Source organism: Virgibacillus pantothenticus (genome assembly GCF_018075365.1).
Classification (GTDB): Bacteria; Bacillota; Bacilli; order Bacillales; family Amphibacillaceae; genus Virgibacillus; species Virgibacillus pantothenticus.
In genome coordinates this window covers 4,000,396-4,012,467 of the sequence record NZ_CP073011.1, presented here as the reverse complement: position 1 = coordinate 4,012,467, position 12,072 = coordinate 4,000,396, and the positions used below count along the sequence as shown (strand labels likewise).

Here is a 12,072-nt window from a genome sequence, read left to right as displayed (position 1 = left end):
TTATTTTAAAATTCCATCACAAATTTACATTAATAACTCGTATATAAGTTAGTCTTTTATAATTTAATGCGGACAAAAGTTCTTGAGGTCTTATCATGAAAGGATTACTTAATCGTTTTGTGTAGAACAAGCAAAATAGCATATTAGGCTATTGCTGTATACGTAAGAAAGAGGGTTAGTGCATAATGGTAAATGATCGAGTTACTATTAAATGGACATCTATTATGCTTCCAGAGCATGTAGAAATGCTGGAAGAAGTATGGAAAGAACAGGAATATAAAGAAAAACCCATCCTTGACGAACAGCAATAAAAGGAAATTAATTTAAAGCTATTAATTGCTGTTACGAATGATTTAACGGTTGAATTAGAGTATTATGATAAGCACGACTTTTATAAAGCTAAAGGCAAGATAACCAGCATTAATAGGCAAAATAAATACATAAGTATATCTGGACAACACTTTCCTTTTGAATCCATTATTGATGTATGGGTAATAAAAAAAGCCCCGTCCTTTGTTGGATGGGGTACAGAATGTCAATAATTCAGGAAACTCATAAAAATTAAAATGACATTATTGTTAGCCTGCTATATTAGCATCTCGCATATTTCTCTATCATTAAGAACTAAATCATATGGAGATTTTATATCAGACCAATATAAGATTTTCTTAGTCCAATTACCTTGTTCTTCGGTACCGTTTAGACAAGTGCAAAATTCTAGTATTCCACTCTCGTGTAATGCAGTATGGAGATATTCATATAATAAGTGTAAGCATTTTTCCTCGAAAGAGTTTCCTATTTCTTGATTTTTAATAGGTATAAAATTATTATAAACAGCTACTTGATATTTAAATGATAGTATTGGTACATATTTAAATCTTTTTTTTGTTTTAGAGTCGTAATTATCTTCAAATATTAATTCTATTGCATCTAGCTCATTATTAAAGATATTAGGCTGTTTTTCTGATACAGGTTGAGAACCAAAAGTACCTTTTGGAAGCTTATGCGGCGATGATATGTAATAGTATTGAGTCAAAGTTGCATCTCCTTTCTACTCTTCTTCCTTTTCTAGCTCCAAACCATTAATATTTTGCAAATTGTCGATTTCATTTTGATTAGTTGGAAAAATGTAACACTCATTTTCATGACTAGATGTTGCAAGCCAAACTTCTCCATTCTTAAAAAAAGATAAATCTTCAGGAAGTTCCGGCTGTTCCCATGAATATAATGAGTCTACATTATTTTTGATAAAATCTTGCGTTGTAGCATCTTGTGTGTTGTAATAGTAAACATAAGCGGTTTCATCATCTAGAATGGTACTAGCCCATTCACTTTCTTCTCTTAGTTCAATAAGGGAGGGTTTTATCTTAAGTAACATCTTTTTAAGATGTCTTATTTTTCCCATGTCTTTTCTTATAACTAAATGGAATGTATCACAATAATTAAAAGCTAAGTCAATTAATTGTTTATATATTAAATTTTTAGGATTTACTTTTACTTTATACATTTTTACCTCCAATGGATATATAAAGTAAGCCCTCCATTAGAAGGCTTACTTTATATAATATTTTATTATCTAGGTGCCCCATAGAAAGCGTGAGACTTCATACGAATGTATTTACCTTGTTTTTTGCTTTTAGCCGGGTGATAGTGATAATGCTTTCCTTTTCCATTTTTATCTATTTCTGCACCTACTATTTTACTTATTGGACTAGCTTGTTTTGCTATAGTTTGAGCATTTCTTTTAGAAGTAGACCATGTATCCAATTGCTTTTTTAGTCTTTTAACAGCATTCTTTTTAGAAAGCCCGTTACCAATAAATAGACCGCTTTTCTGTCTAGAAGCCATGTAATGACTATAGGATTTCTTTTTCTTTTTAAATTCTTTATATGCAATGTAGGTCACACCGCCAATTGTAATTGCAGCCCCTGCAGCAAAAAGAGTGGCTAATAGAGCGCGGCCAATGTTTATTCCAATGGGGATAGCAATAGCCCATGAAGCCGATAGTTCTTCAGAGTCGTAAACATATTTTTTTCCTGTTTCCGTATCAACGAAAGTAGCTTTTACACTATCTTTATTAGCTTCGTCAATTAGAACATTATATTTTTTGATGTGTTTATTGCCATCTTCGTCTAAAAGAGTGGAATCTAGAGTAACATTCCCCTCATCTAGATTAATATCCAACACCACTTTTGCAGAATTAAGTTCATCCAGTGGTAATTCCTTATCTGTTACTATTTCCTCTTCATCAATATTTTTCGAATCAAAATCAACCTTCGTAGATATTTGTAAACCTTCTTCTGTCGTATCTAAGTTAAGGTCTTCTTGGCTAATACCTTCAGTTATAAAATCTTTTGAATTAGTATTATTAATATCTGCTGCTTTTACATGATTTAATGGGACAGAACCCAGTAATAAACTCATTACTAAAACCAATGATAGCATTTTTTTTAGCATAGGTCTTCAACCTCTTTCCCTATTGATATTGAATAAATCCATTTCCATACAAATCTTTTTCACCAAGATTTACGGCATGTTCTTTTAAATAGGAGTAAATGGTGCTGTATTTGTCATTTAAATCAATACCATATTTACTTGGTGCATTTAATAGATTTACGACAAAGCCTGAGACAAAGGCTGCTGCAAAAGAAGTTCCACTGAATTCTTTATAGTTACCTTTATTACTGAGTGTAAGAATATTAATTCCCGGTGCACAGAAATCTATTTTACCTCTTGATGAATATAGTTTCTCAGTCTTATATTGTTTATTAACTGCATTGATTGAAATTACTCCTTCATATTTTGCGGGATAATCAACCATTAACCTAGTGTTATTCCCAGCAGCTGCAACAATTATCATGTTTGCTTTGATCGCTTTGTCTATTGCCTTTTTTAGTTTCGGATTATCAGAAGACATGCCAAAACTTACATTGATGACATCTATTTTGTTGTCTATACACCACTCTATACCTCGAATTAAGGAATCTACTGAACCCTCTCCATTAGAGTCTAATATTTTAACAGAATATAAATCCATGCCATGTGAAGTGCCAACGATACCCTCGGTATTATCTAGTGAAGCGATAATGCCAGCAATTGCAGTACCATGACCTAAATCATCCTTTACAGAAGAGTTAGGATCAATTGCATTATATTCTCCTCTTATAACACCTTTTAATTCCTGATGGTCTGTAGATATTCCGCTATCAAGTATAGCAATCTTTGGGATATATTTATCGCTTTTTTTTTCATCCGTTTCAAAATCCGAGAATTTCATACTTTTATAACCCCAAGTTTCAATCTGGATATTTGAATTTTCTTTTAACGTATGTATATCTGAGAGGTTTGGATTAAAGTTAACAAGTCTATCATTTAAATGAGAATTATAAGTAGAGGCGTCCTTTTTCATTTTATTTGTTACGTGAGTATAAATTTTCATGGTCGTTTTCATATCCTCGTGGCCTACTTTTTCCATAATAGTTGCCAAATCGATTCCGGCCTCAGTCACATACTAATATGTGTATGCCTGAAAATATGAGGGGTAGCTTTTTTAGTAATATTGGTATATTCAAGTAATCGATTCATCCTGGTAATAATATTTTTCTGGATAAATGGATAACCGTTAGGTCTGCTAAACACAAAATTTCCATCGTGGTAATCTTAGAGGGCTTCACCCGCATAGCCATGTTATACCACGACCGGCACTCTTCCATGTTCCCGCTGTAGGGTTCTCTGTTCCTAACATAGCGAATCACAAAGAAGAGGCACAAGTTCAAGGACAAGCAGCTATCGCTGTGGCTAAAGAAATTTGTTTATTTTATAGCTAACATCTACTAAGACGGGATTTACACAAAATTATTGACACACCCACAAAAAACCACCTCCTGTAACCATAATCGAAATGAGTTACGGGGAGGTGGCATTTTTTTCATAAATAATTCCATATATTTTTTACTTTTAGTATAATGCAACTAAAGGGGTTACATTGAAATGATTACCAATGGGGATGGGAGGAGATGTTCATTAAGGCGCTTTATGTAAGCGACCTTCATAGCTATATGGACAAAACCATATCGCAGCTTGAACAAATACATACACAAGTAAAAAACATCCAGAAGAGCGTAGAAGCCATTATAGTTTTGGAGGATGCGTTTAAAGGGAAAACGGCTAATTCTATTCGAACCTTTTACCAAGAGGTACATATGCCGTTTCTGTTGTTCCTAGAAGGTTTTATTACGAATTACTCCGATACGTTACAGGAAATGAAAAAGTCGATTCAAGACATGGAACCAAACAAAGATGGGGTTATTCGCGAGGATTTTCTTTCTCAAGACGTGCAACGAGGTTTTGAGCGAATGGAACAGATTACTATGGCGTTAACGGATGAGGCAAATGCTGTTCTTCACTCGGTCAAAGATATTTGTTAACATTCGCGATATAGACGATGGGGAGTTCCTAGATAAAGTACAACACGCGAAAAAGCTGAACCGTCAGACGATAGAGAAGCTCCACGCCTTTGACCGCCACAATACAGCTAAGCTAGAACCCATTGAACAAGATATTCGCATGATGAAGAATTATATTAGTCAGATCCGTGAGTTAGGAAACAATGGAAAGTTACGTATTGATAGGTACCAAGCCAGACAGCTAGATGACCAAAAGTTTCACAAAGAGCTTGTAGCTGGTATTGAGAACAAGGCTGTTAGAAACGCAATTGGGCTTGAGGCAGTTCTTGGCGAAGCAGGCAAGCTTCTACTCTCTAGGTATACTCGATTTGCAGCTATTCCGATTCAGTATTTACAGAAACATTTTGGATTAAAAACCATGGATTATAGCTATCGAGCTATGCATGCAGCTGTAGCAGCATCAGGTGACCGTTTAACTACAGGAGAATTTTCTTCCATTGAACACCAAGTAATTTCCGCAGTAGAGGTCTCGGACTATAAAAAAGTGAGACAGGGAACTTACTATACATTGGTGGATGGTAGGATCGTAAGGAAGTTCCAATCCGAATCTGGAAGTGTAGAATATGAATTAGTGGATACGATTCCTGAAAATCGATGGAGACCCAAGAAGCCAGAAAAAAGCTGGCTAGAAAGAAGTATGGATGATGCAAAAGAAATGGGAGGAAAAATAGCAAAGGAAGCTTTTGATTTTCTCATTTGGGATGATGCAAAAACGTTAATGGATCCAAGAGCATCCCAACAAGAGAAGGATATAGCGGCAGCTTCTCTGATGCCTCACGGAAGAGTTTTTAAGCTAGTTAAAGCTAGCGGAGTTATTAAATTTGCGGATAAAGGAAAACATACAGCGAAGAAAACTAAGAGTACAGGGAATCTCGTTAAAATTTATGGTGTAAAAGAGTATATTAAGGATGTTGAAAGGATTACTGGGAGAAAAATACCAGATAACCAAAAGATTTTACTTAAAAAAGAGTTAAGAGAAGTTGATTATTCCGGTAAATTGCCTAAAGGAGAGATAATTAAGCATAGAAAGGAATTTCAACGTAAAAAAGATAAATTAATTGATGAGTGGGAGAAGAACACAGGACAAAAGTGGCCTACGTATTCAAAGCCTGTACTTTCAAAAAGAGGAAGAGTGTATATTGAAAAAGGCGATAGGTACGATGCTCACCACATTATAAAAAATGAACATGGTGGTCCGAATGAATGGTACAATATACATCCTGCAAAAAGACCAAACGAACATCAAAGTGGGATACATCGTAAGGATGGACCAGAAAAGAAATTGTTTAAATAATTTATTAATGGAGGAAAATATATGTATGACTTTGAATTCCTAAATAAATATGTTTCAGAACTAAATAATCCACAAAACCAAGACAAAAAGCATATAATATATCGTTTAGAAGATGATGTTATTGAAGCAGAAAAGAGATTAGGTGAAAAATTTCCTAATGAACTAAGAGAGTTCTATTTAAAAGTAGGGTACGGCTTTATATGTAACTTTGATAAAACTCGTAGAAATAGGTTAATGGATCCTCATAGTGTAGCAGATTTTATACTCGGTGAAGATGATTTTATAGATTCAACCATTAGAGAATTATATCCAGATAATATGTTAGTATTTTTTGAAGTTGGAGAGGGAACATATCTTACTCTAGATTTGGAGCAGGAACAAGAAGGCGGGATTTGTCCTGTTTACTATTTTGAAGAAAAAATTGCAACATCACTTGAAGAATTTTTAAAGAGGATGGATGAAGAAACAGATTATTATATTCATTTAAATGAATAGATAATTACTACTTAAGTTTAAATTTGCGAGTAGTGGTGGAGTAAGTTAATTATGTAATGTTTTTAATTAGTACAACTTTACAAGGATGTTATTTTTAAAAAAATAACATAAACATAACCGATAAAAATAATAGAGAGAAATCCGACGAAAAATAATAGTGTTTATATTTTATAAAGTGCATTTTTTAGGTGAAAAGAAGTGAGAAGTAATTTAAAGAAATGGTGTCAATTATGGGCGGCATGATGTAAGTCATGCCCCTACCCCCTTATATAACAAGGGTTGAACGGCAACACTGATTTTTTTGACCCCATTTAGTCAAAATTGATGTAATAAGCCGCCTTGAACACTTGATTTAACAAGAATTTGGAGTGTTGGTTAGGTGATATTTGAAGAAAATCTCACAAAAACATCACAAAATTTTTAAAAAGTTATTTTACCAAGGATGTTTCCGTAAAGATTAGATACCTTTTCGGTTGCATCCTTTTTATTTTATCCGTCACATGTGTATAAATTCGCATAGTGGTATCAATATCTTCATGTCCAACACGCTTCATGATTGTAGCGATGATATGTTAAAGCAGGAGTCGTGGGACTCGTATTAGTTATATGGAAAGTACAGGAGACTCAATGGGGCAACATGTACATTTTGAGTGCTTTTTGGTTTATGGAATGGTAGTAAAAGTAATGGTAGATCCTCAGAAAGTACTTTATGGTGATTATAATAGTAGATTTGGAGATTTAATGAATTATAAAGTCTACCACTTTACTCAAGGGCAATTGAAAACTTCCTATACTTACGATGCGCTGAAGACTATTCATCCGACGAGAACATTCTGTAGTATTTAGAGCTAGTGACGGTAAACAACTTTATGCTAATGGTTTGAAAGACAACCTGTATTCTGTTTATCATATAAAGCATAAGCTACTGCGGCTTTTTCTATTCAACATGCTATTGATTACAGTAATAGGTGGAAAAATACAGTAGTAAGGAAGAATAACACTAGGGAAGAACACGGTAGTAATTGATAAAGTAACTAAAAAACAAATGTATTCTAGAGAGGATTTAAGTTGGTACAATTATGCTGTTAGAAATAAAAAGACTGTAGAGCCTATAGCCTCGTTCGGTTTTTACTTAATGCAGAAAATTTCGCTAAAAAGTACAGAGAAGGCACAGTAATTATAGACAATTTAAATGATTAATCCTAGCCCTCACTCCGGGGCTTTTTCTTTTCCCACACAAAACCACCTCCAATAATTATAATCTCAATGAGTTACATGGAAATGGTGTTTTTATTTACATCAAATCTATTTGAACCTTGACTGGCAAAATGCCTTTCAAGGTTTTTTACTTTAGTTTAGAAATCGGCTGATATTTGAGTGGGACAAAAATGAAAAAGAAGCTTCCCAAAAGTTTGCTCAACTTATGAGAAGCTTCCATTCATTATCCTCAATGTTAACAAAATGTTAAATATCACACTCTCATCTTACATAAACCTTGATATAACAAGTGTTCAAGGCGGCCGTTATAAAGAAGAAAAGGCTTTCGCCAGTGATGCTGTTGCAGATGCGCTAAAGCGTCATTGGACAGCTATAGACCATTTTGAAAACAATGGTTTAGCTGACAAAGTTGCTAAACATGTTGATGGGTTTAAAGCGTAGCTTCATCATCAGTTTGAAAATGACCAGATATCTGAAGAAGTGTATCATAGACTCATGACTGAGGCGGAATCCATGACCGGACAGTGGGGGTAATTTCTGCTATTGACAAGCTAGTCCAACAAAAAGTTCCGGCCATCAAGAACGGTGGTCAGAACTTTTTCTTTATTTTTGAATCGTAAATATTGTACCTAGCCTAGGGATCCAAAAATCTTCAAGAAAGGATGAAAAAACCTCCCCCATAGAGCAATTAAAGGCATACGGGGGATTTTATATAGATCGTTGATTATCTACTAGTTAAAATACTAAAATATTTTGATTAAATAACAGCAGTCCTTCAGAAAAGAATTACTCCACCGCTCTTCAATACTATTTAGACTCATATACGTTGATACAGAATGCTGAATCAGTTAACTTCTCCAATTTCTCTATTTGAAAAGTCATTCTTGACATAATACAGAATTTTCGATTTACTAAGAATAGAAAAACAAGCAAGATAGCACACCACTTTTGATAGACCAAAGACCGATTACGAGAGGGGAGGGAGAGGATTTTTTAACAGCTTGATATTACTTTAAAAGAAGGGGGAAGCTTATGGCACAGATTGAAAAATTTTTAAGTCAAGTTAGTAGTATTGTTTGGGGCTTACCTTTGCTTGTGCTTTTAGTAGGCACTGGCGTGTATTTAACGATCAGGCTTGGTGCGCTTCAAGTGCGTTCATTACCTTATGCATTAAAACTCGCTTTTTCAAGGAATCAAGATAAAGAATCAGATGGGGATATTTCTCACTTTCAGGCGTTAATGACTGCTTCGGCAGCGACAGTCGGGACTGGAAATATTGTCGGGGTAGCGACAGCGGTTCTGATGGGTGGACCTGGTGCTATCTTCTGGATGTGGCTAGCTGGTTTTTTTGGCATGGCAACGAAGTATGGAGAAGCGATTTTAGCTGTAAAGTACCGTGTGAAAGATGCAGAGGGAAATATGGCTGGGGGGCCCATGTATTATTTGGAACATGGGTTAAAACAGAAATGGCTCGGTGTGCTGTTTGCAGTATTCGGTGCTCTTGCGGCTTTTGGGATTGGCAACGGAACGCAGTCCAAAGCCATTGCGGATTTAATGAATGATACATTTTCTGTTCCATTTTGGGTGACTGGTGTTGTATTAGTTATTTTTGCTGGGATGGTTATTTTAGGTGGGATTAAGTGGATTGGTCGTGTAACTGCTTTTTTTGTGCCGATTATGGCAATATTTTATATTCTCGCTGGAATTATAGTCATGATTATGAATCTTAATCTTGTTCCAGAAGCACTTGGAACGATTTTTACGTTTGCTTTTACTGGTGAAGCTGCTGCTGGTGGGGCTGTTGGTGCCGCCATACGATTCGGGGTCGCACGGGGCTTGTTTTCCAATGAAGCTGGCTTAGGATCTGCTCCTATCGCTGCAGCTGCGGCCAAAACGGATTTACCTGGCAGACAGGCGCTCGTTTCTATGACGCAGGTTCTTATTGATACATTTATTGTTTGTTCTATTACCGGAATCACCATTGTCATGTCCGGTGATTGGCAAAATGAATCCATTAAAGCCGGGGTGTTGACTTCTACTGCTTTTGAAACTTTATTAGGAAGTGCAGGTCCGTATGTTATTACGCTTGGGTTACTGTTTTTTGCAACATCTACCATTTTAGGATGGGGGTATTACGGGGAAAAGTGTTTCCAATACTTATTCAAAAATCCTGTTGCTGTCAGAGCTTATCGTACTGTTTTTGTTCTCTTTATTTTCGTCGGTGCAACTGCGTCCCTCGATGTAGTTTGGACGTTGGCTGATGTTCTAAACGGATTGATGGCTGCTCCTAACTTAATTGGTTTGCTTGGTTTGTCGGGTGTCATTATTTATGAAACAAAACGTTTTCAGAAAAAAGCTAAGGAAGAACAGGAGCGAGCAGCTTCGTGAGTTTCCTAGCTCTGCTTCAATAGGTACCTGTCCATTTTACTAATATTGCTAAGTGGATGTACTGCTTTTAGTATAAACTTCTAAAGTAGAAAAAAACGGCGACTCTCTCCTGATATACTAGGCTGGAAAAAGTGAGAGAATAGTGAATGTAGAATTGAAAAAATCCGAACTATTCGTATTCTAAGTGAAGAATTTCGAATGATAGTTCGGATTTTCCATTCGCTACGTTGCTAAACGGGCCCGCGCGCCTTTGTTATTGGAATCTTGATGTGTACGTTAAATGTAGAAGTAATTTATGAATCCACATAGAGTAGCAAACTCTAAAAGCATCATGCATAAAGTTAGCCTCCTTGGCATTATCACAAGGAGGCCACCATTCCTTACCGAAATAGATCCAAAAATCGTTCCCAAATCCCTTTTTCTTTGTCTGTTTTTTCAGGTGTTTCTTGCTCTGGTAGTTCAATGCTTTCTGTTTGCAAGACAAACTGTACGACTTCCACATGTTTGTTTTTATCAGAAATAAAGGAGCTTGGTCGATAGTCGGAATTATCATATTCCTCCATCATTTTCTGTGTTTCCTGTTGGATTTGACCTGGTAAATTACTAGTAGCTTCTTGTAGCTGTTTGGTACCAGTGTGTAAATCATTTACCCCTTCACTCGTAGCCGCAGTTCCGTCAGCTAACTTTTGTATACCAGTATCAAGCTCTTGATACGATGAAGCTAATTCACCGACTCCTTCCGTATAGCTTACTAAGCCATTATGGAAATCCTGGTAGTCGGAAGAGAAGGAGGCAAAGCCTTTCTGGATCTGAGTAATAACATCCAGCTCGTTCATTGTTTTGGTTGCCTTCTCTATTTCGGCTGCCATTCGATTTAAATTCGCAGCCATCTCATTAGTTACACCCGACGACTGCTGCAATGCAACTGTCACATCGTCAAATGCACGTTTGGCATGGTTGTATGTTTCTTTGGCTGTCTTTGCTGCTTGATACGTTTCTACCAACTGATCAATCACATTCTGATCTGCATTACTTTCATACAATTTATTAATCTGTGCGTCGCTTATCGCATAGGACGGGATTCCGTTCATTGCTTCATCCAATTGACTTTTTGCTTTGCTATAGTCTTGTTTAAGACCATCCATAGCTTTTGCAGATTCTTCTAGCCCATTTGCTACCTCGCGCAGGGTAGTTGGTAATTGTTGTAGCTTGCCTAAATCTACGTTACCTGTGCTTTCCTGCACGGTTTCGTTGATCGAAACTAACGCTTCTTTTATAGATGTAGAGCCATTTATTAACTCATCCGAAGACTGATTTAATTCATTCATTCCATTTTTATATTCTGTTGAGCCATCGCTAAGCTCCTGTGCACCTTGATTTAGTTCGGCAACACCTGTTTTTAAGTCACCAACACCTGTATAAACTTTACTTATCGCATTAGCTAGTCCCTGCATTTCCCCGGTTACGCCACTCGTATCAGGATTTTCAATCGACATCGAGTAAGGTGCTGCGTTTATTTCTATCGGTTCCATTTCAAATTCAGACACATCTGCTGAGATAATATAGTCTTCCTCTTGTTCAGGCATGACGGTGAAGTTTATTTGTTTATTCTGACCGGCGTTTGCTTTCGTTCCTTCAGGAGCCTGAATATTTTCAAACTTCGTTGGGTCTAATGTCACTGCTATTTGTAGCAGGTAATTCTCAAAGAATTCAGGATTTACTTCGTCATTACCAGAAGTAGAAATTTGTATTTCCAATGAACCGCTCTTACCAGCTAGTTCTTGTGGTTGTATTTTCTTTCCATTGAGTAAATAGGTAATGGAAATGTACCAAGGCAGCGCTTTGTTTTTTAAATTTCCCTGGTAGTAAAATTCCTCTTCTTCCTTCGCCTGAAATTGAACCTTACCACTACTTTTTTCTATGTCTGTCAGATTCGTTAAATTTCGTACAGAACTGTATTTACCATAATCGATCATTTTTCCCGGTTCTGTGACACGGAAGGTATTGACGACATATATGTCTTCTAACCCTCCATTTGCATTCATATTTCCGTAGATCACTTCATCTTTCGACTCATAATCTCCCGTCTTTTCTTCGCTTTTTGTGGTTTTCGTATCGTTATCTTCATTCGCAAAAACGAGAGAAGGAAGATTCGCAAACACGAGTATAGTAATCAATAGCAACAGACTTATCTTTTTAGTTCGCAACGTA

General features: G+C 36.1%; 10 protein-coding genes and 2 pseudogenes. 6 read left to right on the top strand and 6 right to left on the bottom strand.

The window, feature by feature from the left end; translation table 11 throughout:
* Window positions 1-185 precede the first annotated feature (185 nt).
* Window positions 186-542, top strand: a pseudogene (locus KBP50_RS18640) (YolD-like family protein).
* Window positions 543-586: 44 nt separating this feature from the next.
* Here KBP50_RS18640 and KBP50_RS18635 read toward each other — a convergent pair.
* From KBP50_RS18635 to KBP50_RS18615, 5 genes and pseudogenes are all read right to left on the bottom strand, one after another.
* Entirely contained in the window at window positions 587-1,036 is a 450-nt protein-coding gene (locus KBP50_RS18635; RefSeq protein ID WP_050351898.1) for a hypothetical protein, read from the bottom strand.
* Between the two features lie 15 nt (window positions 1,037-1,051).
* A complete protein-coding gene (locus KBP50_RS18630; protein WP_050351897.1) occupies window positions 1,052-1,507 on the bottom strand; it encodes a hypothetical protein in 456 nt (151 codons plus the stop codon).
* 65 nt (window positions 1,508-1,572) lie between these two features.
* Window positions 1,573-2,457 (bottom strand): SAR2788 family putative toxin, encoded by an 885-nt coding sequence (locus KBP50_RS18625; protein WP_050351896.1) that lies wholly within the window; start codon window positions 2,455-2,457, stop codon window positions 1,573-1,575.
* Window positions 2,458-2,476: 19 nt separating this feature from the next.
* Window positions 2,477-3,277 carry a S8 family serine peptidase gene (locus tag KBP50_RS18620; RefSeq protein ID WP_082241002.1) on the bottom strand — a complete coding sequence of 267 codons (801 nt, stop codon included), beginning with the start codon at window positions 3,275-3,277 and terminating at the stop codon, window positions 2,477-2,479.
* A 114-nt stretch (window positions 3,278-3,391) separates the two neighbouring features.
* Window positions 3,392-3,660: pseudogene (locus KBP50_RS18615) on the bottom strand (tyrosine-type recombinase/integrase); the annotation flags it as partial.
* Between the two features lie 356 nt (window positions 3,661-4,016).
* On the opposite strand from KBP50_RS18615, the gene KBP50_RS18610 reads away from it, so the two are divergent.
* From KBP50_RS18610 to KBP50_RS18590, 5 genes are all read left to right on the top strand, one after another.
* Window positions 4,017-4,427 carry an LXG domain-containing protein gene (locus KBP50_RS18610; RefSeq protein ID WP_083696812.1) on the top strand — a complete coding sequence of 137 codons (411 nt, stop codon included), beginning with the start codon at window positions 4,017-4,019 and terminating at the stop codon, window positions 4,425-4,427.
* Complete coding sequence (locus KBP50_RS18605; RefSeq protein WP_082240928.1) at window positions 4,384-5,760, top strand: T7SS effector LXG polymorphic toxin; 1,377 nt, start codon at window positions 4,384-4,386, stop codon at window positions 5,758-5,760. The genes KBP50_RS18610 and KBP50_RS18605 overlap by 44 nt, the downstream gene beginning before the upstream one ends.
* Window positions 5,761-5,781: 21 nt before the next feature.
* Complete coding sequence (locus tag KBP50_RS18600; RefSeq protein WP_050351893.1) at window positions 5,782-6,255, top strand: SMI1/KNR4 family protein; 474 nt, start codon at window positions 5,782-5,784, stop codon at window positions 6,253-6,255.
* A gap of 1,461 nt (window positions 6,256-7,716) precedes the next feature.
* Window positions 7,717-7,914 (top strand): FIMAH domain-containing protein, encoded by a 198-nt coding sequence (locus KBP50_RS18595; RefSeq protein WP_050351891.1) that lies wholly within the window; start codon window positions 7,717-7,719, stop codon window positions 7,912-7,914.
* A 591-nt stretch (window positions 7,915-8,505) separates the two neighbouring features.
* Window positions 8,506-9,861, top strand: coding sequence for an alanine/glycine:cation symporter family protein (locus KBP50_RS18590; protein WP_050351890.1), 1,356 nt, complete (start codon window positions 8,506-8,508; stop codon window positions 9,859-9,861).
* A 380-nt stretch (window positions 9,862-10,241) separates the two neighbouring features.
* Here KBP50_RS18590 and KBP50_RS18585 read toward each other — a convergent pair whose 3' ends face one another.
* Window positions 10,242-12,068, bottom strand: coding sequence for a methyl-accepting chemotaxis protein (locus tag KBP50_RS18585; protein WP_050351889.1), 1,827 nt, complete (start codon window positions 12,066-12,068; stop codon window positions 10,242-10,244).
* Between the last annotated feature and the right edge of the window lie 4 nt (window positions 12,069-12,072).

Coding starts and splice junctions, on each gene's coding strand:
- KBP50_RS18630 (WP_050351897.1), bottom strand. CDS start 1,507: ATGTATAAAGTAAAAGTAAATCCTAAAAATTTAATATATAAACAATTA.
- KBP50_RS18625 (WP_050351896.1), bottom strand. CDS start 2,457: ATGCTAAAAAAAATGCTATCATTGGTTTTAGTAATGAGTTTATTACTG.
- KBP50_RS18620 (WP_082241002.1), bottom strand. CDS start 3,277: ATGAAATTCTCGGATTTTGAAACGGATGAAAAAAAAAGCGATAAATAT.
- KBP50_RS18610 (WP_083696812.1), top strand. CDS start 4,017: ATGTTCATTAAGGCGCTTTATGTAAGCGACCTTCATAGCTATATGGAC.
- KBP50_RS18605 (WP_082240928.1), top strand. CDS start 4,384: ATGAGGCAAATGCTGTTCTTCACTCGGTCAAAGATATTTGTTAACATT.
- KBP50_RS18600 (WP_050351893.1), top strand. CDS start 5,782: ATGTATGACTTTGAATTCCTAAATAAATATGTTTCAGAACTAAATAAT.
- KBP50_RS18595 (WP_050351891.1), top strand. CDS start 7,717: ATGTTAAATATCACACTCTCATCTTACATAAACCTTGATATAACAAGT.
- KBP50_RS18590 (WP_050351890.1), top strand. CDS start 8,506: ATGGCACAGATTGAAAAATTTTTAAGTCAAGTTAGTAGTATTGTTTGG.